The 21842-nt window shown below is 59.8% G+C and carries 18 protein-coding genes; 8 read left to right on the top strand and 10 right to left on the bottom strand.

Features of this window, described 5'->3' with window-relative positions; genetic code table 11:
* Positions 1–125: 125 nt before the first annotated feature.
* From AUP74_RS02320 to AUP74_RS02305, 4 genes are all read left to right on the top strand, one after another.
* Positions 126–527: an ExbD/TolR family protein gene (locus tag AUP74_RS02320; RefSeq protein ID WP_069946146.1), complete on the top strand. Its 402-nt coding sequence runs from the start codon at positions 126–128 to the stop codon at positions 525–527.
* Positions 528–532: 5 nt separating this feature from the next.
* Positions 533–1156 (top strand): energy transducer TonB, encoded by a 624-nt coding sequence (locus AUP74_RS02315; RefSeq protein WP_069946145.1) that lies wholly within the window; start codon positions 533–535, stop codon positions 1154–1156.
* An 11-nt stretch (positions 1157–1167) separates the two neighbouring features.
* The gene (locus tag AUP74_RS02310; RefSeq protein ID WP_069946144.1) at positions 1168–2499 is read left to right on the top strand and encodes a tetratricopeptide repeat protein; all 1332 of its coding nucleotides are present in this window, start codon (positions 1168–1170) and stop codon (positions 2497–2499) included.
* 334 nt (positions 2500–2833) lie between these two features.
* Entirely contained in the window at positions 2834–3367 is a 534-nt protein-coding gene (locus tag AUP74_RS02305; RefSeq protein WP_158514527.1) for an energy transducer TonB, read from the top strand.
* Positions 3368–3444: 77 nt separating this feature from the next.
* Here the strand turns inward: AUP74_RS02305 and ilvD are convergent, their stop codons facing one another.
* The 5 genes from ilvD to AUP74_RS02280 form a co-directional block, all read right to left on the bottom strand.
* Positions 3445–5280, bottom strand: coding sequence for a dihydroxy-acid dehydratase (gene ilvD, locus AUP74_RS02300; protein ID WP_069946142.1), 1836 nt, complete (start codon positions 5278–5280; stop codon positions 3445–3447).
* A gap of 139 nt (positions 5281–5419) precedes the next feature.
* A complete protein-coding gene (argA, locus tag AUP74_RS02295; RefSeq protein ID WP_069946141.1) occupies positions 5420–6736 on the bottom strand; it encodes an amino-acid N-acetyltransferase in 1317 nt (438 codons plus the stop codon).
* Positions 6737–6796: 60 nt separating this feature from the next.
* Positions 6797–7603 (bottom strand): alpha/beta hydrolase, encoded by an 807-nt coding sequence (locus AUP74_RS02290; RefSeq protein ID WP_145924290.1) that lies wholly within the window; start codon positions 7601–7603, stop codon positions 6797–6799.
* Between the two features lie 109 nt (positions 7604–7712).
* Positions 7713–8873 carry an acetylornithine deacetylase gene (argE, locus tag AUP74_RS02285; RefSeq protein ID WP_069946139.1) on the bottom strand — a complete coding sequence of 387 codons (1161 nt, stop codon included), beginning with the start codon at positions 8871–8873 and terminating at the stop codon, positions 7713–7715.
* A 16-nt stretch (positions 8874–8889) separates the two neighbouring features.
* A complete protein-coding gene (locus AUP74_RS02280) occupies positions 8890–9753 on the bottom strand; it encodes a carboxylate/amino acid/amine transporter (protein ID WP_069946138.1) in 864 nt (287 codons plus the stop codon).
* Between the two features lie 13 nt (positions 9754–9766).
* Between AUP74_RS02280 and AUP74_RS02275 the strand changes: the two genes are divergently transcribed.
* Positions 9767–10222 (top strand): DUF6314 family protein, encoded by a 456-nt coding sequence (locus tag AUP74_RS02275; RefSeq protein WP_069946137.1) that lies wholly within the window; start codon positions 9767–9769, stop codon positions 10220–10222.
* 9 nt (positions 10223–10231) lie between these two features.
* On the opposite strand, the gene AUP74_RS02270 is transcribed toward AUP74_RS02275, so the two are convergent.
* The 3 genes from AUP74_RS02270 to AUP74_RS02260 all read right to left on the bottom strand — a co-directional run bounded on the left by AUP74_RS02270 (position 10232) and on the right by AUP74_RS02260 (position 13085).
* On the bottom strand, positions 10232–11029 hold the full coding sequence (locus AUP74_RS02270; protein WP_069948654.1) for a PhzF family phenazine biosynthesis protein: 798 nt from the start codon (positions 11027–11029) through the stop codon (positions 10232–10234).
* A gap of 91 nt (positions 11030–11120) precedes the next feature.
* On the bottom strand, positions 11121–12395 hold the full coding sequence (locus tag AUP74_RS02265) for an inorganic phosphate transporter (RefSeq protein WP_069946136.1): 1275 nt from the start codon (positions 12393–12395) through the stop codon (positions 11121–11123).
* Between the two features lie 12 nt (positions 12396–12407).
* Entirely contained in the window at positions 12408–13085 is a 678-nt protein-coding gene (locus AUP74_RS02260) for a TIGR00153 family protein (protein WP_069946135.1), read from the bottom strand.
* A 184-nt stretch (positions 13086–13269) separates the two neighbouring features.
* Between AUP74_RS02260 and tfpB the strand changes: the two genes are divergently transcribed.
* The 3 genes from tfpB (at position 13270) to AUP74_RS02245 (ending at position 19000) form a co-directional block, all read left to right on the top strand.
* Positions 13270–15045, top strand: a complete 1776-nt coding sequence (gene tfpB / locus AUP74_RS02255) for a type IV pilus assembly ATPase TfpB (RefSeq protein WP_069946134.1) — start codon at positions 13270–13272, stop codon at positions 15043–15045.
* Positions 15046–15107: 62 nt separating this feature from the next.
* The gene (gene glnE, locus AUP74_RS02250; protein ID WP_069946133.1) at positions 15108–17960 is read left to right on the top strand and encodes a bifunctional [glutamate--ammonia ligase]-adenylyl-L-tyrosine phosphorylase/[glutamate--ammonia-ligase] adenylyltransferase; all 2853 of its coding nucleotides are present in this window, start codon (positions 15108–15110) and stop codon (positions 17958–17960) included.
* A gap of 83 nt (positions 17961–18043) precedes the next feature.
* Complete coding sequence (locus tag AUP74_RS02245; protein WP_069946132.1) at positions 18044–19000, top strand: branched-chain amino acid transaminase; 957 nt, start codon at positions 18044–18046, stop codon at positions 18998–19000.
* 201 nt (positions 19001–19201) lie between these two features.
* Here AUP74_RS02245 and AUP74_RS02240 read toward each other — a convergent pair whose 3' ends face one another.
* Together AUP74_RS02240 and AUP74_RS02235 are read right to left on the bottom strand one after the other, a co-directional pair.
* Positions 19202–20542: a UDP-glucose dehydrogenase family protein gene (locus AUP74_RS02240; protein ID WP_069946131.1), complete on the bottom strand. Its 1341-nt coding sequence runs from the start codon at positions 20540–20542 to the stop codon at positions 19202–19204.
* Entirely contained in the window at positions 20539–21840 is a 1302-nt protein-coding gene (locus AUP74_RS02235; RefSeq protein ID WP_069946130.1) for an O-antigen ligase family protein, read from the bottom strand. Before AUP74_RS02235 ends, AUP74_RS02240 begins: the two co-directional genes overlap by 4 nt.
* Positions 21841–21842 lie beyond the last annotated feature (2 nt).

The following is a 21842-nucleotide window of genomic DNA, read 5'->3' as shown; positions in this document are numbered from 1 at the left end:
GGCACCGCATAAGGCAATGAGCCGGCCGAGGCGCAAGCTTATTTGCTGTGAAGGTTTAGCCAAGCCAGAAACTCTCGCGGAGTCCCGCAGGGGCTCCGTCGAGGAAGTTCGCTAAGAGAGTTGCTATGAGCAAGAGACAAAATACGGCAGAAGAAGAAGCAGGAGCGATTGACCTCACGCCCATGCTGGACGTGGTGTTCATCATGCTGATCTTCTTTATCGTCACCGCCACCTTTATCAAGGAGCCGGGCGTCGATGTGTTAAAGCCGGAAGCGACAACCGCTGAACTCAAAGCCGCCTCTATTCTGGTAGCGATTAACGAAAACGACGAAATCTGGATTGCCAAAGAGCAGGTAGACGATCGGCTGGTGAAGGTCACCCTCGAGCGTCTGTATGCAGAAAACCCCAAGGGGTGGTTGGTAATTCAGCCCGATAAGAAAGCGAGTATCGAGAAGGTTGCCCTGATTGCTGATGCTGCCAGGAGAATCGGTATCGAGAAAGTTTCGGTCGCGACAGAAAAGAGTTAACAGCTATGAACCCGGTAAGATTATTAGGGGCGGGTGTATTGGCAGTCGCCACCACCTTTGCCCTGATCTTCACCATGCATGCGTTGATTGCAGCAAACTTGGGTGCTCCCGAAGAGGAGGAGCAGATCAAGGTGGCTGACGTCGTGATGCCTGAGCAGAAGATCGAAACCCAGTACGACACCAGCAAGCCGGACAAGCCGGAGGAGCCGGAGCAGCCGCCCCCCGAAATGCCGGAGCCTGAGTTCGATGATCCGAACCTGGATGACTCCATCAATATGTCTGCACCGCGTGCTTCCGCATCGGTGCAGGTGGGTGGAATCGGCGGCTTCGCCAGCGAGGGTGATTACCTGCCCATCGTGAAGGTGGCTCCGCAGTATCCGCGTCGCGCACTGCAGCGCGGCATCGAGGGCTACGCGATCGTTGAGTACACCGTAACCAAAAACGGCTCTGTGCGTGATGCGCGGGTTGTGGAGGCCTTCACCAGTGACGGTCGCCCCACCACCATCTTCAACAGCGCGGCGATCAAGTCTGCACTGAAGTACAAGTACAAGCCGCGGGTGGTCGATGGTGAGCCGATCGAAGTTCCTGGTGTAAAAACCAAGATCAGCTTTAACCTGGCCAAGAACTAAAGGGGAAGCATATGAAGTTGACGACCATGACGAAGGGATTCTCCAAATTCGTCTTGCGAACGTCCGTGGCGCTGCCCTTGGTCTTGGCTCCCGCGGTCAGTGTTACCGTCCTCGAAGCGGTTGGGGTTTCAGCCCCGTTCGCCCAGGCGGACGCAGCAGAGGAAACGCGTAAGGTCCCGGCGATGCGGGAGAACGTGTTCAAGAAGCTGGGCAAGGTACAGGAAGCGGCAGACGCCGAAAACTGGCCAGCAGCCCTGCAGGCTCTGCGTGAGATGGAGTCCGGTGCGGACAAGTACAACGCGTATGAACGTGCGCAGATGTACTACTTCTACGGCTTCGTCTACTACAGCATGGAGCGGTACAAGGACGCGATTAACGCGTACAAGAAAGTACTCGCCCAGGGTGTGGAAAACATCCCGGTAGGGGTTGAGCTGAACACGCTCAAGACCATCGCCCAGCTGTACTTCGTGACCGAGGACTGGAGCAACGCGCTCAACTACCTGAACCAGTGGTTCAGCCGCGCGGATACCATTGGTGCCGCCGACTACGCCCTGCGTGGCCAGGTCTACTACCAGGCCGGTCAGGAAGGCAAGGCGCTGGCGGATATCAATAAAGCGGTATCCATGTACGAGAGCGAAGGCAAGGTGCCGAAGGAGAACTGGTACGGCTTGCAGCGTTACTTCTACTTTGAGAAGAACGACTACAAGAAAGTGACCGATATCCTGGAAAAACTGGTCAAGCACTACCCGAAAGGGGAGTACTACAAGCAGCTCTCTGGCATGTACGGTGAGCTGAAGCGTGAGAAAGACCAGCTGCACATGATGGAAGCGGCCTACATCGCCGGTGCCCTGGAGAAAGAGAAAGAGCTGTTGAATATGGCCTATCTCTTCATGGGTAACGAGATGCCTTACAAGGGCGCCAAGGTCATCAAGAAGGGACTCGACGAGAAGAAGATCGAGCGCACTTCCAAGAATCTGGAAACCCTGGCTCAGGCGTACCAGATGGCACAAGAGCTGCAGAAGGCAATTCCGCAGCTGGAAGGCGCCGCCAAGCTGTCCGACAAAGGTGAGCTTTACTCCCGTCTGGCCGGTATCTACCTGGACCTGGACAAGAACGAGCAAGCCGTGACGATGGCCAAGCGTGCACTGAACAAGGGTAGCCTCAAGCGCCCGGATCAGCTGTACATCGTGCTGGGTATGGCGCAAGCCAACCTCAAACAGTACGACGATGCTCTCGAGACCCTGAAGAAGGCATTGAAGGACGAACGTTCCAAGAAGTTCGCCGAGCAGTGGATTTCTTACGTCGAGAACGAGAAGAAGCGTGAGGAACAACTGGCAATCTAATTGTCGGTTCGAGCTCAGCAAAAAAAGGCCGCACTTTGTGCGGCCTTTTTTTGTGCCTTTTATTTGGGCGGGTTGCTCAAATGATCTACATGCAATCGGGAATAATTTGCAAAAGCGTTATTTTCGACTAATTAGTTAAAGTAGCTGATCAGCTTTTCCATCAATGGCAGTTTCCACTGCCTCAATTAACACCCTAATAACAATGAGGAGAGGTGTTATGGTCAAAGCTTATTCGCTAAATCCATTCTATTTTGTTCAATCCGATCGCTCTCTGATCCGCTCATTTCAGAATTGGCTGCTTGCTGCCCTGGTTACGCTGTTGCTGATTTTGCTTATGAGTCAGCTGATCGCTACGGAGTACAGGGCTCCCGATTCCGAGCAGTCCATCAAAGTCGAAGATATTCACTTGCCGGTACTCAAGCCAACGGTGAATCGCTTTGAGCCGCCGCAGAAAGTAGCGGATCCGCAGCCACAACCAATGCCACCTAAAGCCCGCACGGAAATTGATCCGGCAAATCCTGCGATCGTGATTGCACCGCCAGCGCCGGAGGGGGAGAAACTTGGGCCGGTGCTTGCCGACAGTGGGCCTGTGCCAATCTTCAAGCCTGCACCCCGCTATCCCCGCACTGCCTTGCGGCAGGGAATCGAGGGTTACGTGGTGGTTGAGTTCAGCATCGGTAGGGCTGGGAATGTGCTTAATCCGATCGTTGTCGGGGGGTATGACAGTGCCGGTAATCCGACTGACGTATTCAATCGAGCGGCAATCACGGCGGTAGAGCGGTTCAAGTATCGGCCGCAGCAGCAGGATGGCAAGCCTGTGGTGCGACATGGTGTGCGCAATCGCATTCGCTTCAAGCTGGCGGAGTGAGGTCAGCTAAAAAATAACAGGCGGCGCTATGCGCCGCCTGTCTCTTATGCTTAGGCCCGGCAGAACGAAGTAGTTACTCAGCCAAGATCCCTGACCGCACCCCGGTCGGCGCTGGTCGCCAGCATTGCGTAGGCCTTGAGTGCGGTGCTGACTTTTCGCGGTCGTTGTTCCCTGGGCTTCCAGGCCTCAGCACCAGATTGCTCCATTGCCTCCCGTCGCCGCTGTAATTCCTCTTCACTCACAACGACGTCAATCGTGCGTGCGGGAATATCGATACGAATGGTATCGCCGTCCTCTACCAGCGCGATATTGCCGCCGGCAGCTGCCTCCGGCGATACATGTCCGATGGACAGGCCGGAGGTTCCGCCGGAAAAACGACCGTCTGTAATCAGCGCACAGGACTGGCCGAGTCCTCTGGATTTGAGATAACTGGTGGGATAGAGCATTTCCTGCATCCCGGGACCACCTTTGGGCCCCTCATAGCGCACGATAACCGCTTCGCCTTCCTTCACCTCGCCATCGAGGATGTGCTTCACCGCCGTTTCCTGGCTCTCGACGACATGTGCCGGGCCCTCAAACTTCCACAGCGACTCCTCGACGCCGGACGTCTTTACCACACAGCCATTGGGCGCAAGATTGCCAAACAGCACTGCCAGCCCGCCCTCGCTGGAGTAGGCATGGTCTGCAGAGCGGATGCAGCCTGTGCGACGATCGCCGTCGAGTGTCGGCCAGCGGCAGGCCTGGCTGAAAGCGGTCTGGGTGGGAATGCCGGCCGGACCTGCCCGATAAAATTCATGCACTTCAGGAGCATCGGTACGGCGGATATCCCACTGGTCCAGCGCGCTGCGCAGCGACTCACTGTGTACAGTCGGCAGGGATCCATCAATCAACTGCGCCGCCTCCAGTTCACCCAGAATGGCCATCACGCCGCCGGCCCGGTGCACATCTTCGATATGGTATTTCTGTGTGTTCGGAGCCACCTTGCACAGCTGCGGGATCTTGCGCGAGAGGCGATCGATATCAGCCAGGTCAAAAGCAACCAGGCCCTCCTGAGCGGCGGCCAGCAGGTGCAAGATGGTATTGGTAGAGCCGCCCATGGCGATATCCAGCGCCATGGCATTTTCGAAAGCCGCCCGGTTGGCGATGGTGCGTGGTAGGGCGGTTTCGTCGTCACTTTCGTAGTAGCGTTTCGCCAGCGCAACGATTTCCCGCCCGGCGCGCAGGAACAGCTGCTCCCGGTCGGCGTGAGTGGCGAGCAGCGTGCCGTTGCCGGGCAGGGACAGGCCCAGTGCCTCGGTAAGGCAGTTCATAGAGTTGGCGGTGAACATGCCGGAGCAGGAGCCACAGGTGGGGCAGGCGGAGCGCTCATACTCGGCCACCTCGTCGTCGCTGGCGGAATCGGTGGCCGCTATGACCATGGCATCCACGAGATCCAGCTTGTGCTCCGCCAACTTGGTCTTGCCTGCTTCCATCGGCCCGCCCGAAACGAAGATCACCGGAATATTGAGCCGCATCGCTGCCATCAACATCCCGGGCGTAATCTTGTCGCAGTTTGAAATGCACACCAGTGCGTCTGCGCAGTGAGCGTTGACCATGTACTCCACGGAATCGGCGATGATCTCGCGGCTCGGCAGGCTGTAAAGCATACCGTCATGGCCCATGGCGATGCCGTCGTCGACGGCGATGGTATTGAACTCTTTTGCCACCCCCCCTGCGCGCTCGATCTCGCGGGCCACCAGCTGTCCCATGTCCTTCAGATGCACGTGCCCGGGCACGAACTGGGTAAAGGAATTGGCAACGGCGATGATGGGTTTCTGGAAGTCATCATCCTTCATTCCCGTGGCCCGCCAGAGGGCCCGGGCGCCGGCCATGTTGCGGCCGGCGGTGGTGGTGCGGGAGCGATAAGCTGGCATAAAACGTTCCGGCTAGATTCAGTAAATCGGGAGCGTTACTTTAACAAAAAAGCATTTGAGCCGGGATGATTTCGCGCTGAATAAGACAAATTGAACGCAGATTAGGATGTGCGTTTTGTTTATAGCCTCCAGCTAGCAATCAGTTTGCGAGCTGGAGGACCTTGCGTAATACGCGGGAGTTTCGCTGGATGTTGTACAGCGACTGTCGCGCTGTGGGCAGGTACCGTACCTCTATCTGCTCAAAGCCGCGCTCGATGAACCAGTGCTCCGCCTGGGTGGTGAGAACGTACAGTTCGCGGATCCCGAGCACCGCCGCCTGTCGTTCCAGGTGATGTAGAAGCTTGGCACCCCTGCCACCGCCGCGAAAATCGGGGTGGATAGCAACACAGGCGATTTCCGCAGCGACGTTTGCACCACTCTCATCGGCAATGGGGTACAGGGCGGCACAGGCGACCGGTGTGCCATCCACTTCCACCAGCGTAAAGTGCTCGATCTCGGCCTCCAGCTTCTCCCTGGAGCGCCGCACCAGAATGCCCTGTTTTTCCAGTGGACGGATCAGTCCGAGAATGCCGCCGACATCGGTGATCCGGGCCCGTCGTACCACTTCATAGCTGTCCCGGTAGACCATGGTCCCGGTACCCTCGCGGCTGAACAGCTCCTGTACCAGGGCGCCGTCCTGGGTGTAGCTCAACAGGTGGGTGCGGGGAATGCCGGCGTTGCAGGCCTGAATCGCGCAGCGTAACGCAGCGCTATCGGTCCGGGCTGCAACCTGTTCAGCCTGGACCAGGCTCAGTTCCTGCACCGGGCTATCGTCCACCAGTAGCTGTGGCGACTCGCGGAAAATCACCAATTTCTCAGCCTGCAGTGTGCGCGCTGCCTCGGCGGCTAGATCCAGGTAATTGAGATTAAACAGCTCTCCCGTGAGTGAGGTTCCAAGGGGCGAGAGCAGCACCAGCCCGCCCTGGTCCAGGATCTGGCGGATGGTGTTCACTTCCATTCGTCTTACGGAACCGGTCCAGCCTAGATCGATTCCATCGAGTACGCCGATCGGTCGCGCGGTAACAAAGTTTCCCGACACCACTTTGAGCGCAGAGCGTGCCATCGGTGAGTCCGGTAGTCCCTGGGAAAAAGCCGCTTCAATATCAAAGCGCAGTTTCCCCACTGCGGCCTTGATCACCTCCAGGGTCTCGCGATCGGTCACCCGATTGCTGCCGTGAAAGCGTTGTGAAAGCTTCCGCTCGTCCAGGGCTTGGTTGACTTGTGGGCGTGCGCCATGGACGACAACCAGGCGCACGCCCAGGCTGGCCAGAAGTGCCATGTCATGGATCAGGCTGCGAAAGTTGGCGTGTTCCAGCGCATCACCGGGTACGGCGAGCACCAGCGTACGGCTGCGCAGATCATTGATATAGGGCGCGGCGTGGCGGAACCAATGTAATGGGGCTTTGTTGTCGCTCACTCGGAAATGGTCCGTGTTCAGTTACTGTGAATATACCGCACTTTTATCCAGCGGGCTGATTCAGGCCTCCTCACTGGTTTTGAAAAGCCAGTAAAGCCCCTGTGCCGCCGTTGTTGGGAAGGCAGTCTCATGTGTCGCCCCCTCGATTACCCTGAACTCGAGCGTGAGTCCGGGATAATTTTTTGAGCGGAGTGCACGATAGAAGCGCTCCGTATCTGCAACCATGTCGGGCTGTGAGTCAGACTGTGAGCCAGCTCGTTCGAGGCTGCCTACCGCGAGAAATACTCGGTGTTTGAGACTTTCGTTTTTCTCCCGTGGTCGATCGAGCAGGGAGAAAAGCCTCCCATTGTTGAACCAGAGGGACGGGCTGCCGATGACATAGTTGTGAAACATATCCGGATGTTCAACCAATGCATAGGCTCCGAGCAAACCGCCGAGGGAGTTTCCCACGTAAGTCCGGTTTCCTGCATCGACTGGAAAGCGTTGCTCTACTTTGGGGAAAACCTTTTCTCTAAAAAATCTCAGGTGAGCCTCGGCCTTGCCCGTCTCTAATTTCCAGCTCGGCTCGTGGAAAGGCGTGTAGTCCCGGACGCGGCTTGGCGTGGAATGAATCCCCTTTTGCCAGGATACTCCGACAATAATTGCTTCCCGCATTTTACCGACGGCCATTGGGAAGCGTGTGGCACCAGACACGATCTGAAACGTGTACATCGCATCCGTCAGATAGATAACGGGGTAGTGTTTCTGCCTGGTCTCCGGATTGCTGTAACTGCGTGGCAGCTTGATGAAGAGTTCGTAGTCCCTGCCGGCTCGCTCATCCCGCACACCGAGTACTTCCGTTCTCGGGATGTGGAAGCCGGGCTGCATGGATGCCGCAGTACTGAGAAGGGGCAGCAACAGAAGCAGGCCCGGTAACAGAAATTTCAATTTTGGGTCCCTGTTGATGTCGTCGGGCCGCTGACAATCGATGGATCTCTCAGAGGCAGAATTGATTGATCAACCCTTCCAATACCTTCACCATCGGCTGGATTCTCTCTTGCCCCAGGTACTCGTCCGGCTGGTGGGCCTGATCGATATCCCCCGGGCCCAGCACAATCGTCTCCATCCCCATACTCTTGAAATACGGAGCCTCGGTGGCGAAAGCAACGCTCTCAGCGCTGTGGCCCGTGAGCTTCTCCGCAACCTTGACCAGTTCCGATGCCCGGTCCTGGGCAAAGGCTTCGGTGCCGAGAAAAATCGGGCCGTAGTCCAGCGTAAGCTTTTCATCCTGAACTGCGGCATGCAGCCGCCGGTCCAGTTCCGCGCGCAGATCGTCAAGCATCATGCCAGGTAGTGGGCGTACATCGAACTGCAGTTCTGTGTGCCCGCAGATGCGGTTGGGGTTATCGCCACCGTGGATACAGCCCAGGTTCATGGTGGGTACGGGTACGGCAAAACCGGGATTGCGATACTGGGCCTGCCACTCGGCGCGGACACGCAGGAGTGTGGCGATTGCGTCGTGCATGGCTTCCAGCGCATTGGCCCCGAGGGCCGGATTGGAGGAGTGGCCGGACTTTCCGCTGATGCGCACCGACTCCATCATCATGCCCTTGTGCATGTGTATGGGCTTGAGCCCGGTCGGTTCGCCAATCACTGCATAGCGGGCCTTGGGTCGTCCGGCGTCAACCAGAGCGCGGGCGCCGGCCATGGAAGTTTCTTCATCGGCGGTGGCGAGGATGATCAGCGGCTGTCGCAGGGGTTTGCCGACAAACGTCTTGGCGGCCTCGATGGCAATGGGAAAGAAGCCTTTCATGTCGGTACTGCCGAGACCGTAAAAGCGGCTGTCACGATCGTCCAGCTTGAATGGATCTGATTGCCAGAGCCCCTCATCGTAGGGGACGGTATCGGTGTGGCCCGCGAGCACTAATCCGCCATCGGCGGGACCACCGCTGGAAAGGGTGGCAATCAGGTTGGCTTTGTGGGGCTGGTCGGGGAGTGGCATCAACTCGACGGCAAAGCCGAGAGTCTCCAGCCAGGCTGCCAGCAACTCCACTACCCCGCGGTTGCCCATATCCAGTTTCGGATCGGTGGCGCTGACACTGGGGCTTGCCACCAGCTGCGCAAGCTGCTGCTTGAGATTCGGAAGCGTGTCAGCCATGAGGATTCCCTGCCATTTATTTGGCCGCTTGTGTGCCTTTCCGGACTCTCCATTCGCTGATTAGCACCGAGGTGACGATGACGACGCCACCCAGCGCGAGTCGGGGAAGGTCCGCGTCCCGATTCCAGATTAACAGATTTACCAGCAGCCCTGCGGGAATCAGTGCGTTGTTCATGGCGGCCAGGGTACCCGCCGAGACCCGGGTTGCACCCTGGTTCCACAGGTAGTAGCCGAGTCCGGAGGCAACCAGTCCCAGCCAAAGTAGCACCGCCCATTGTGTCGGGGTGCCCGGATAGGCTGGTTGCCCGAGCAGGCCCCAGGCTGCCACAGCAACGATACCTGCACCGAGATAGAACCAGGCAAAGGCGGTGTGGGCCTGCAGGGCTGGCCGGCGCTGCATAAACTGTTTGTAAGCTACCTGCCCCGCAGCGAAGCAGATATTGGCCCCCTGCACGACGAGGAACCCGCCCCAGAAGCTACCGGCAGGCTGGTCCCAGCGGATGATGGCGGCACCCGCAACAGCGACGGCCGCAATCAGCAGGTTCCAGGGAGAGAAGCGCCGTTCCAGCAAGTCATAGAAGACCGCGATGTAAACCGGGGTGAAAATCGTGAACAGCAGTACTTCCGGTACACTGAGCAGCAGGAACGATTGGTAGTAGAACAGGTACATCAGACCCAGTTGCACCGCACCAATGGCCATCAGCCCCAGAGCCGTGCGTCGGTCGCAGCCACGCCAGCGAAAGGCGGGCAGGAACGCCAGTCCGGCCAACAGGATGCGGGTAAGTACGGCAAAATAGCTGTCCACCTGGCCGGCCAGATAAACGCCGATTAGGCTGAATGAAAAGGCCCAGAGCACAGTGACGAAAATCAGTAGCGACATGGTTTCCTAGTCAGTGGTTGATCAAAAGAAAGTCATCGAGGCGCTATGGTCACGTCTCGCGAAAGTCACAGAATTCAGTTTTACCGCCAGCAATAGTGCCGGCTCCGCTACGGACTGGCACGGCCATGGGCGCGGTAAGGTTGCAGTGTCCCGCTGTGGCGATCTGCTGCTGTTTGAAGAAGAAGCGCAGTTTACCCGCAGTGACGGCCGCACCCTGCCCATGCGTAACCGCTACCGCTGGGGGCGCCTGGAGGACCGTGTGCGGCTGGAACACCAGCGGCGGGAGGATCCGGTGTTGCTGTTTGAGCTGGCCCCGGTCACTGTCCATGGCCTGCGCCAGGTGACTCCTCACCTCTGCGGGGCTGATACCTATACCGCCGACCTGCTGTTTCACGGCAGCGAGATTGAGCTGATCTGGGCCATTAGCGGCCCGCGCAAAGCGGAAAGACTCCACTACCACTACTGGTGATCTGTCCGCTCATTCCTGGATGAAAATTTCCCCGCGCAGATAGGTCACTGCCCGGCCCCGCAGGATGACCCGCTCGCCTTGCAGTTCGCATTCCAGCTCGCCGCCACGGGGCGAGACCTGCTGCGCCTGCATGGCAGTTTTTCCCAGTCGCTCTGCCCAGAAAGGCGTGAGCAGGGTGTGGGCGGAGCCGGTGACGGGATCCTCGTCGATTCCCACATTGGGCGCAAAAAAACGGCTGACGAAGTCGCAGCCCTTTCCCTCCGCGGTGCAGACAATCCCCTGATAGGGAAGGATCGCCACTGCACGAAAGTCCGGTTGCAGGGCGGCTACCGTCTCTGCGTCGGCAAAGACGAGCAGCAGTTTGCCGCCGTCGGCGTCCTCGGCCAGCACTTCGCGCGGTTCTGCGGCGAAAGGCGCGGTAAATTGCGATTCCAGCTTCAGTGAGCGCAGTTTTTGTGCAGGGAAATCCAGCGCGATGCGGTCACCTTCGCGCCTGGCAGTCAGGAGTCCGCTGCGGGTAGAGAAGTGGATTTCATTTCGGGAAAATCCTAACTGGGTCCACAGCAGGTGCGCTGTGGCGAGAGTCGCGTGGCCGCATAGTGGCACTTCCGCCGCGGGGGTGAACCAGCGCAATTCGAAACCATCCTCTGCCGGCACGGTAAAGGCGGTCTCGGAGAGATTGTTTTCCGTGGCGATCCGCTGCAGTAGTTCGTTATGAGGCCACTGCTCGAACGGCACCAGTGCCGCTGGGTTACCGCCGAAGATCCGGCTGGTGAAGGCATCGGCCTGGTAGATGGGTAGTCGCATGGTGGTGTCCACGTGCGTTTTTTATCGTAATAAAAAAGGGGAGCGACGCTTGGCGTCGCTCCCCTTTGTAACAGGGCTGAGAGGTCGGCGGCTAGCCGAAGATGCCCTTGAAGAAGAAGAAAAACAGGATAGCGAGACCAGCGCCGGCGGGCAGGGTGACCACCCAGGACGCCGCGATGGTGGTAATCATGCGCAGGTTCAGTGCGCCGATACCCCGCGCCAGGCCCACGCCCAGCACCGCACCGACGAGGGTGTGGGTGGTGGAGATCGGCAGGCCGGTGCCGGAGGCCAGCACGACCGTGGCCGCCGCGCCCAGCTCGGCAGCGAAACCACGGCTCGGCGTCAGTTCGGTGATCTTGCGGCCGATGGTGGCCATTACCTTGAAGCCGTAAGTGGCCAGGCCGACCACAATACCGGCACCACCAAGCAGCAGAATCCAGGAGGGCATGGTGGCCTTGGCGGTCACTGCGCCCATCTGCACCGTGTTGACCACTGCAGCCAGCGGACCGACGGCGTTGGCCACGTCGTTGGAGCCGTGAGCGAACGCCATGGCGCAGGCGGTAAAGACCATCAGGATGGCGAAAACCCGCTCCACGTTGTAGAAGCGGTTGTCCTTCTCGCGGCTGGGGTCGCGTTTGATGCGCTTCAGCATCACGATACCAATGCCCATGACGATCAGGCCGGCAATGGCGGCGATACCAGCATCCTGGAGGAAGTTCAGCTGGATATTCGCATCCTTGAACACATGCTTGAGGCCTTTGGTCAGGGTGACCATGGCGATCATCCAGCCGACGGCAAACATGTAGAGCGGGATATAGCGCTTGGCGTTGGCAAACGGGTCCTCGGTATTGAGGATCAGCCGCTGCACACTGCGGAACAGCAGGAAGGATATGGTGCCGGCCAGCACGGGTGATACCACCCAGCTTGCAACAATGCTGCCCACCTTGCCCCAGGCCACGGCATCGACGGAGATGCCGACGGCGGAGAAACCGACGATGGCACCGACGATGGAGTGTGTGGTAGAGACCGGCCAGCCGAGGATACTGGCAATCAACAGCCAGGTGCCCGCGGCCAGGAGCGCCGATAGCATGCCGTACACCAGCAATTCAGGTTGGTCTGAGAAGATATCCGAGTCGATGATGCCCTTGCGGATGGTGGACGTCACCTCGCCACCGGCCAGGTAGGCGCCGGCAAACTCGAAAATCATGGCGATCAGGATCGCCTGCTTGATGGTCAGGGCGCGGGACCCCACCGAGGTGCCCATGGCGTTGGCGACATCGTTGGCACCCACACCCCAGGCCATGAAGAAGCCGAATACACAGGCCATGATCAGGAAGATATGCCCGTACTGACTGATAATTTCCATCGTACTTCCCCCTTATCGCGCCAGCAGTAACTGTAATCGGTTGCCCACGCCGTGGGCGCAGTCGGCCAGATCGCCGATCCACTCGATCACGCGGTACAGGAAGATCACGTCCACCGGCGGCAGGTCTTTTTCGATCTCGAACAGGGAGGCGCGAATTTCGACTTCAAGCTTGTCGGACTTGCGCTCCAGGTCGTCCAGCTCTTCGGTCATGCGCTGGGCGATATCCACCTCGCGACCGGCGAAGCCGGATTCGAGAAGCTCGTCCAACTCATTGATGGCACGCAGGGCCTGGGCCGAGGTGGCGACGGCGCTCTCGACGAAAGTGGCCATCTGGTTCTGCAGCTTGGCGGGAATCTCCATCTTGCGGCCGATGGACAGGCCGGCGATATCCTGGGCAGTGTTGGCGATCTTGTCCTGGGCGTGCAGCAGCTCCAGCAGATCGGAGCGGGACACCGGCATAAACAGGCTGTCCGGCAGGTGCAGGCGCAGGTCGCGCTTGATATCGTCGGCACGGTTCTCGGCGGCGGAAATACGTTTCTGAATTTCCTCGGCCTTGGCCAGATCGCCCTGAATCAGGGCCTCGAAGAAGGGAACCAGGTCGGCGGAGGCCTCGTGGGCGGTCGCCATATGCTCTTTGATCGGTTTGATCGGTGAGCGGCCAAACAGGTTGGCAATGTTGGTCAGGGCCATGGTTAGCTCCTTGGCTCGGGGTCGAAAACGCGCGCATGGTACCTTAAACCGTGGCGATCACGGTAACCGGGTGAATAGATTGCACTGCTGGGTGTCGCCGATAGGGCTACAATGCCCCGTCGGTCGGACGCCGGGCAAGGTAACCCGGGTGTTCAAGCAAAAGAATAGAAGATGGGTGTTTCCTATGGCGGTGAGCAAATTGGCGGACAGGTTGCTGGATCTGGCGGGATTGCTGGAGGACCTGGTGGCCCAGGGCTATGTCAGCCGCCCGGACGCCAACCGGGTGATCGGTACGCCGCGCACTGCCGAGCAGGCCCAGATGCACCCGCTTACCTATATCGCCAGCTGTGAGCTGGAGAACCTCAAGTCCCCCGGGCGGGTGCTGGACGGTGAGACCCTGACTCAGTGGTTGGCCGAGATTGCCTCGCACCGGCTGTACCATATCGATCCGCTGAAAGTGAATGTGGCGGCCATCACCGAGGTGATGAGCTTCCAGTTTGCCAAGCGCCACCAGATTCTCTGTGTAGAGGCGAGTAAGGACTCACTGCTGGTGGCCACAGCGCAGCCGTTTACCCATGGTTGGGAAGAGCAGCTGGAGCACACCAGTGGCCGCTCGGTGCAGCGGGTGGTGGCGGATCCGGCGGACATCCAGCGCTATTGCGTCGAATTCTATTCACTGGCCAAATCCATCTCCGGTGCCAGCGGCCTCAAGGGCAGTTCCTCCAGCGGCAACTTCGAGCAGCTGCTAGAGCTGGGCAGCCTCAAGGATCCGGAGGCCAACGACCAGCATATCGTCAATATCGTCGACTGGCTGTTGCAACACGCCTTTGATCAGCGTGCCAGTGATATCCACATCGAGCCGCGGCGTGAAGTGGGCCGGATCCGCTTTCGCATCGACGGGGTACTGCACCCAATCCACGACCTGCCGGACCAGGTCAATGCCGCGGTCACCAGCCGTCTGAAGATTCTCGGGCGCATGAATGTTGCCGAGAAGCGCAAGCCGCAGGACGGCCGCATCAAGACCAAGCGCCCGGACGGCCGCGAGGTGGAACTACGCCTCTCCACCCTGCCTACCGCATTTGGCGAAAAGCTGGTGATGCGGATCTTCGATCCGGAAGTGTTGGCGCGTTCCTACAGCGATCTGGGCCTCGGTGGCGATGACCTGGCCCGCTGGCAGACCATGCTGGGGCGCCCCAATGGCATCGTGCTGGTGACCGGTCCCACCGGCTCCGGTAAGACCACCACGCTATATACCGGCCTCAAGCAGCTGGCTACCAGCGAGGTAAATGTCTCCACCATCGAGGATCCGATCGAGATGGTGGAGGAGAGCTTCAACCAGACCCAGGTGCACCACGCCATCGGGCTGGATTTTGCCGCCGGTATCCGCACCCTGATGCGACAGGATCCGGACATCATCATGGTGGGGGAGATCCGCGACCTGGAAACGGCACAGATGGCCGTGCAGGCGGCGCTCACGGGCCACCTGGTGATTTCCACACTGCACACCAACGATGCGCCCACCGCTGTGACCCGCCTGCTGGATCTCGGGTTGCCCCATTACCTGCTGAAATCCTCCGTGCTCGGTGTGATGGCCCAGCGCCTGGTGCGCACCCTGTGCCCGGCCTGCAAGCAGCCCGACAGCGTCAGCGATGACGACTGGCAGGCCCTCACCAAACCCTGGAAAGCGCCCAAGCCCGAGGTGGTGTACCGCCCGGAGGGCTGCCTTGAATGCCGCAATACCGGTTACCGCGGCCGTCAGGGGATTTACGAGATACTGCCATTCACCGAGTCGATCCAGGGCCTGGTGACACCAGACTGTGACCTGCAGGTGCTGCGCCGTCAGGCGATGCGCGAGGGAATGAACAGTCTGCGCCTTTCCGGTGCCAGGAAGGTTGCCGCCGGCATCACTACCGTGGCGGAGGTTCTGCGGGTGGCACCACCACCGGATATTGCCTTCTGATCTCCAGAGCCAGAGCGCCCTAAGCTTTCTTTTCCGGTTATGTTTTAAGGATGATCCACGCCATGTTCGACGCCGCTCACTGTCCCGCGGAATTGCAGCCACTGCTGGAGGAGCGCTGGCTGCGCTGGTGTGAGGCAGCCGGTGAAGAGCTGTTCGGCAAGGTTTCCGCGGCCCTTGGCGCTGCGGACGCGCAACTTGCCGTCGCCCGCAGCTTTGTTGGCTCGGACTTCTTCGTGCAGCAGTGCTGCCGCTATCCGGATCTGTTGCCGCAGTTGCTGCAGGAAGATGACCTGGGGCTCGACGCGGACTGGATGCGTACCATCGACGAGGAAGCGGAACTCGATCGCGCCCTGCGGCGGTTGCGGAACCGCGTCACCGCCGAGGTGATCTGGCGCGACTTTGCCGGGCAGTGGGGTATCCCCCGCGTGTGCCTGCGACTGTCGGAGCTGGCGGAGACCTGTGCCCAGGCCGCCCTCGACTGGCATCACCGCGACCTCGTGGCCCGCTATGGCGAGCCGCGGGACCGCGCTGGCAATGCCCAGTCCATGGTGGTGCTGGGCATGGGCAAGCTGGGAGCGCGGGAACTCAACCTCTCCTCGGATATCGACCTGATTTTTGCCTACCCCGAACCCGGCGAGTGCGATGGCGAGCGCGGGCTCGAGAACCAGAAGTTCTTCGAGCGCCTGGGCCAGCGGCTGATTAAATCTCTCGACGCCATGACTGCCGACGGCTTCGTCTTCCGCGTCGACATGCGCCTGCGCCCCTATGGTGACAGCGGCCCGCTGGTGAGCCACTTCGCCGCTATGGAGGACTATTACCAGACCCAGGGCCGGGAGTGGGAGCGCTATGCCATGGTCAAGGCGCGGCCGGTAGCGGGTGATACCGAGCTCGGCGCGGAACTGATGGAGATGTTGCGACCCTTTACCTATCGCCGCTATATCGACTTCAGTGCCATCGATGCCCTGCGGGAGATGAAGGGGCTGATCCAGCGGCAGGTCCGCGCACGGGGCCTGGATGACAATATCAAGCTGGGGCGCGGCGGCATCCGTGAAGTGGAATTCATTGCCCAGGCATTCCAATTGATTCGCGGCGGGCGTGAACCGGCATTGCGGGAGCGCAACCTGCTCAAGTTGCTGCCCCTATTGGAGGAGGACGGCCATCTGGAGAGCGGCGTTGCCGAAGTGCTGGCGGAAGCATACGTGCTGTTGCGCCGGGTAGAGCACGCCCTGCAGGCAGAGCGAGACCAGCAGACCCAGACCCTGCCCGCCGAAGCGCTTCGCCGCGAGGCTCTGGCGTTTGCCCTTGGGCGCGATAACTGGGAGGTGCTGCTGGGCGACCTGGCCGAGGCGCGCCAACTGATTCAGCGGGAATTCGATATCGTCATCGCACCACCGGAGGAGATCGCCGAGCCCAGCGCGGCCGAAGAATGGGAGGGACTCTGGGCCAGCTGCAGTAACGAGGACAGCCGCGAAGTTAATCTTCTCAGCTTGCAGCGCGCCGGATTCGAACCTGCGGAGGAGGCCCTGCAGCCCATCGCCGAGCTCCATGACTCGACAATGGTGCGGGCCCTGCCCAATGCCGCCCGCGAGCGTCTCGACCAGTTTATGCCGCTGCTGCTGGCGGCGGCCGCACAGGAGGATCAACCCCTGCTGGCGGTGCAGCGGGTATTGCCGCTGGTGCGTGCAGTGCTGCGACGCAGTGCCTACCTGGTGTTGATCAACGAGAACCCCCCGGTCTTGAGCCAGCTGCTGCGACTCTGCAGCGCCAGCCCCTTTATCGCTGACCAGCTGGCCCGCCATCCGATCCTGCTAGACGAGCTGCTGGATAGTCGTCGCCTGCTGGCACCATCGTCGGCGGAAGATATTGCCGATGAATTACGCCGCGAAATGCTGCGGGTGGATCCGGACGACCTGGAGGCGCAGATGGAGGCCCTGCGCCATTTCAAGCAGGGGCAGGCGCTGCGTATTGCGGCCCAGGAAGTCACCGGGGCACTGCCACTGATGAAGGTGAGCGACTCGCTGACCTGGCTTGCGGAGGCCATCCTGCAGCAGTCGCTGCTGCTCGCCTGGCAGCAGGTGGTGGAAAAGTACGGCGAGCCCGCCGGTGCCTCTGCCGACGATATGCGCTTTGCGATCATTGCCTACGGCAAACTTGGCGGGCTCGAGCTGGGCCACGGCTCTGACCTGGATATCGTCTTCGTGCACGACGCCGATCCGCAGGGGGTAACCGGAGGCGAGCGCGCCATCGACAACCTGAGTTTCTACACCCGCCTGGCGCAGCGTCTGATCCACATTCTCCAGACCCGCACCCTCAGCGGCCCGCTCTACGAGGTGGATACGCGCCTGCGGCCGTCGGGTAACTCCGGCCTGCTGGTGACGTCGCTCACTTCGTTCGACAAGTACCAGCGCGAGAGCGCCTGGACCTGGGAACACCAGGCGCTGGTACGGGCGCGTCCGGTGGCTGGCAGCGGGCGCCTGAGTGCTGATTTTGAGCAGCTGCGACTCGACTTGCTTTGTTCGCAGCGGGACGAGCAGAAGTTGCAGGAAGAGGTGGTCGCCATGCGCGATAAAATGCGCGCGCATCTGGATAAGAGCAATAAGGATTCATTCGACCTCAAGCAGGGTTCCGGCGGTATTGTCGATATCGAGTTTATGGTTCAATATGCTGCTCTGGCCTGGGCGCATAAAGCCCCTTCGATCGTGCGTTACACCGATAATATTCGCATTCTCGAAAGCCTCGACGAGGCAGGCCTGATGTCGGCCCACCAAGCTGGACATCTGATCGACGCCTACAAAGCCTACCGATCTGAGGGTCACCGCCTGGCATTACAACAACTGCCGGGAGTAGTAGACGGTGACCAGTACAAAGCGGAAAGAAAGACCGTTTCTACAAACTGGCAACAGCTATTCGGCTGAAGCGTGATTGCTCCTGCCGTCGCTGTGCTTTGTGCATAAACTGTTTTTCAGGAATCCGATTTGCGGATTTGTAGGAGTTTTCCATGTCTTTTGCCGATCGCGACGGCGTTATCTGGTTTGATGGCGAGCTGGTTCCCTGGCGGGATGCCCGCGTCCACGTACTGACCCACACCCTGCACTACGGTATGGGGGTGTTTGAGGGAGTGCGCGCCTATGAAACGGATGCCGGCGCCAGTATTTTCCGGCTGCACGATCACACCCGGCGCCTGTTTCGCTCCGCCAAAATCATGAATATGGCCATGCCCTATGACGCCGAGACTCTCAACGAGGCACAGCGCATGGTGGTGCGGGAGAACAACCTGAACGAAGCCTACCTGCGGCCGATGGCCTTCTATGGCTCCGAGGGCATGGGCCTGCGCGCCGATTCGCTGCAGACCCACGTGATCGTGGCTGCCTGGGAGTGGCCCAGCTATATGACCCCGGAGGCCCGTGAGCTGGGTATCAAGGTGAATACCTCTTCCTATACCCGCCACCATGTGAATATCAGCATGTGCAAGGCGAAGGCCAACGGCAACTACATCAATTCGATGCTGGCGTTGCAGGAGGCGATCCGCAATGGCTGCGAGGAAGCCCTGCTGCTGGATCCGGAGGGTTATGTGGCCGAGGGCAGCGGCGAGAATGTTTTCATTGTCAGCGATGGTGTGATTTACACCCCCGAGCTGACCTCGTGCCTGGACGGTATCACCCGCAACACGGTGATCGAGTTGGCCCGCGAGTGCGGCTACCAGGTGGTTGAGAAGCGTATCACCCGCGACGAGGTCTATATTGCCGATGAGGCCTTCTTCACCGGTACTGCGGCAGAGGTGCTGCCCATCCGCATGCTGGATGGCCGCACCATCGGCGCGGGCCGCCGCGGCCCCATCACCAGGCGCCTGCAGGAGTTGTACTTCGATGTAGTACAGGGGCGCAGTGTGGCGCATCGCGGTTGGCTGACCGATGTAGTGGATCAGCCACCGGAGGTAACGGCGAAGATCGCCTGACCCTCGTTTGGACCTGTTAAAAAGCCCGGAAACTTTCTGGGCTTTTTTGTTTGTGAGCGATGAATGCGTGTGGGGCGGCAAAGCACCATGCGAGTGGTTTCGAAAGGTCGCCCCCGGTGCCCCGTTGTCACCGGAGCAGCCCCCTCAGATAAAGAAAAGCCCGGAGAACCCGGGCTTTCAAAAATCGCGAAATAGCGAAGATCAGCAGGCGCTGGTGTCGGGTCGGCCGACGCAGTAGTAGCAGAAGCCGGCTTCTTCCATCTCCTCCGGCTCGTACTGATTGCGGCCATCGAAAACGACCGGGGATTTCAGCAGGGTTCTGACCTCATTGGTATCTAGCGCCTTGAACTGCTGCCACTCGGTGGCCACGACCAGTGCGTCGGCGCCCTTCAGGGCCGCTTCCTTGGTGCCGCAGAGTTCCAGGCCGTCGCGGTCGCCGTAGATACGCTGGCACTCTTCCATGGCTTCCGGGTCGAAGGCGCGCACGCTGGCCCCCTTTTCCCACAGTCGCTCCATCAGTACCCGGCTCGGCGCCTCGCGCATATCATCGGTGTTGGGCTTGAACGACAGACCCCAGAGAGCAAAGACCTTGCCCTGCACATCGCCGTTGTAATGGGCGAGGATTTTCTCGGCCATGTAGTGCTTCTGCTGCTCGTTGCGGGATTCCACCGCAGTGAGAATTTCAGCGGATAAGCCCAGTTGCTCCGCTGAGGAGATCAGGGCTTTCACATCTTTCGGGAAGCAGGAACCACCGTAGCCGATGCCGGCATAGATAAACTGGTAGCCCACGCGCGGATCGGAACCGATACCCCGACGCACGGCTTCGATATCTGCCCCAACCTTGTCGGCGATATTGGCCATCTCGTTCATAAAGCTGATTTTGGTGGCCAGCATGCAGTTGGCGGCGTACTTGGTCAGCTCTGCGCTCTTAACATCCATCACCAGGATCTTCTCGTGGTTGCGGTTGAAGGGGGCGTACAGGTGACGGAGTTTCTGCTCGGATTCCTTTTCCGACGTGCCGACAATGATGCGGTCGGGGCGCATGCAGTCTGCCACCGCCGAGCCTTCCTTGAGGAATTCCGGATTGGAGATCACATCAAAGGGCAGGTCGCTGAGGCCGCGTTCTGCCAGTCTCTTTTCGACGGTATTGCGTACCTTGTCGGCGGTGCCGACCGGCACGGTAGACTTGTTGATGATGTATTTCTTCACCGTCATGTGTGTGGCGATGGTGTCGGCCACGGTGAGCACATGGCGCAGGTCGGCAGAGCCATCCTCGTCCGGTGGTGTGCCGACGGCAATAAAGATCAGTTCGCCGTGCTCGACTCCGACGCTGGCATCGGTGGAGAAAGAGAGATTGCCGGTGGCGATGCTCTCTTTCACCATCGGCTCAAGGCCCGGTTCATAAATCGGGATATGGCCCTGCTTCAGGCGGGCGATCTTGTCTTCATCGATATCGATACAGACGACTTTGTTGCCGGCCTCCGCCAGCACTGCAGCTTGCACCAGGCCGACATAGCCGGTGCCGAATACGGTGACATTCATCCGTGGGACTCTAGTGTTTGATGATTGCGAGTTCGTGACGGCTCTTGCTGGTCATTCTGCACAGCTTTTTCTACCGGGGCGACCAATTGGTTGCGCACCAGCAGCACTGTCAGGGGAATCCAGTAGAAAATCCAGATATAGCTTGGTTTGACCAGCGGTTGCTGGGCGTAGATCAACATGGCGAGGGCGCCAAAGCCGAACCAGAGCAGGTACATGCCCGGCACCCAGTTCAGCAGCTGATCGCGGCGCAGGCCGATAAAGGCCACGGCGAACAGCTGCCAGAGGCAGGCAGCAACACCCACCAGGCCGGCGAAGCGGGCCACGTCCAGTAAATAGTTGTGGGGGTGAGGCAGTACGTGGTCCAGCTCGATGAACTGTTTGTGCACCAGGCCGGTGCCAATCCAGGGCGACTGCAGGAAGCCCTCCAGGCTCTTTGCCCACAGCTCCAGGCGGATGGAATAGGCGGCGCCGCGGTGCAGCAGCGGCAGGTCGCCGTAGAGCAGCAGGTAGGCCGCTGGCAGGACTGCCACCGCGCCCAGCACCACCAGTACTCGCAATACCTTGGAATGGCTGACGACGGCCGCCAGGCAGATGGCGAAGGCGGCCATCACGATGGGGATCTTGGTCTGCGAGACCACGATATAGACACAACCGAGGCCGAGCCCAAGCCAAGACAACGAGCGCCAGCGGCGGGAATCCAGTGACAGACCGTAGCAGCAGAACAGCACGTGAAAACCGTACAGCATGGCGGTCTTGTCGATGTTGTTCTGCATCGAGATGCCGCCGATGCGATAGAGCTTACGGAAGCCTCCGTCGAGGCCGTAAACCACCAGCGACGCAGCGCAGGAAACGGTGCCCAGCACGATCAGCCAGCGCAGCCAGCGGTGCAACATCTCATCACCGCGCTGCTCCATGACCAGGTAAAGGGCGCAGTAGAAAAGCACGAAGTAGGCCAGCACCTTGAAGTAAAAGCTGATATCGCGCTCAACGGTGGCTGTGGAATTGTCGGCCCACAGTGTGGATACGGCCAGCACCAGGGGCACACTGATAAAGCAGGCGAACTGCCAGCTACGCAGGAATGCCCAGTCCCGCCGCCAGACCAGCAACAGCAGCGTTGCCGGCAGCAAGGTCAGATAAAACACGGTCTGGATGCGGCCCACATCGGGCAACAGATGGAAGCCGATCAGCATCATCAGCAGGCTTGCGCTGATAAAACGGATCAGCCCGGTAACCCAGCGGGAATCCGGTTGGCGGTAAAGATCGTGGAGCGGGCGGGTGGTACTGCTACATCCAGACATAT

This window comes from Microbulbifer aggregans (genome assembly GCF_001750105.1).
Classification (GTDB): Bacteria; Pseudomonadota; Gammaproteobacteria; order Pseudomonadales; family Cellvibrionaceae; genus Microbulbifer; species Microbulbifer aggregans.
The sequence above is the reverse complement of the archived record's forward strand: the minus strand, read 5'-3'. Positions and strand labels throughout refer to the sequence as shown.

Bases quoted from the DNA above. Each gene is read 5' to 3' on its own strand.
- AUP74_RS02320 (WP_069946146.1), top strand. From the start codon at position 126: ATGAGCAAGAGACAAAATACGGCAGAAGAAGAAGCAGGAGCGATTGAC.
- AUP74_RS02315 (WP_069946145.1), top strand. From the start codon at position 533: ATGAACCCGGTAAGATTATTAGGGGCGGGTGTATTGGCAGTCGCCACC.
- AUP74_RS02310 (WP_069946144.1), top strand. From the start codon at position 1,168: ATGAAGTTGACGACCATGACGAAGGGATTCTCCAAATTCGTCTTGCGA.
- AUP74_RS02305 (WP_158514527.1), top strand. From the start codon at position 2,834: ATGAGTCAGCTGATCGCTACGGAGTACAGGGCTCCCGATTCCGAGCAG.
- ilvD (WP_069946142.1), bottom strand. From the start codon at position 5,280: ATGCCAGCTTATCGCTCCCGCACCACCACCGCCGGCCGCAACATGGCC.
- AUP74_RS02290 (WP_145924290.1), bottom strand. From the start codon at position 7,603: ATGCAGCCCGGCTTCCACATCCCGAGAACGGAAGTACTCGGTGTGCGG.
- argE (WP_069946139.1), bottom strand. From the start codon at position 8,873: ATGGCTGACACGCTTCCGAATCTCAAGCAGCAGCTTGCGCAGCTGGTG.
- AUP74_RS02280 (WP_069946138.1), bottom strand. From the start codon at position 9,753: ATGTCGCTACTGATTTTCGTCACTGTGCTCTGGGCCTTTTCATTCAGC.
- AUP74_RS02270 (WP_069948654.1), bottom strand. From the start codon at position 11,029: ATGCGACTACCCATCTACCAGGCCGATGCCTTCACCAGCCGGATCTTC.
- AUP74_RS02265 (WP_069946136.1), bottom strand. From the start codon at position 12,395: ATGGAAATTATCAGTCAGTACGGGCATATCTTCCTGATCATGGCCTGT.
- AUP74_RS02260 (WP_069946135.1), bottom strand. From the start codon at position 13,085: ATGGCCCTGACCAACATTGCCAACCTGTTTGGCCGCTCACCGATCAAA.
- tfpB (WP_069946134.1), top strand. From the start codon at position 13,270: ATGGCGGTGAGCAAATTGGCGGACAGGTTGCTGGATCTGGCGGGATTG.
- glnE (WP_069946133.1), top strand. From the start codon at position 15,108: ATGTTCGACGCCGCTCACTGTCCCGCGGAATTGCAGCCACTGCTGGAG.
- AUP74_RS02245 (WP_069946132.1), top strand. From the start codon at position 18,044: ATGTCTTTTGCCGATCGCGACGGCGTTATCTGGTTTGATGGCGAGCTG.
- AUP74_RS02240 (WP_069946131.1), bottom strand. From the start codon at position 20,542: ATGAATGTCACCGTATTCGGCACCGGCTATGTCGGCCTGGTGCAAGCT.
- AUP74_RS02235 (WP_069946130.1), bottom strand. From the start codon at position 21,840: ATGTCTGGATGTAGCAGTACCACCCGCCCGCTCCACGATCTTTACCGC.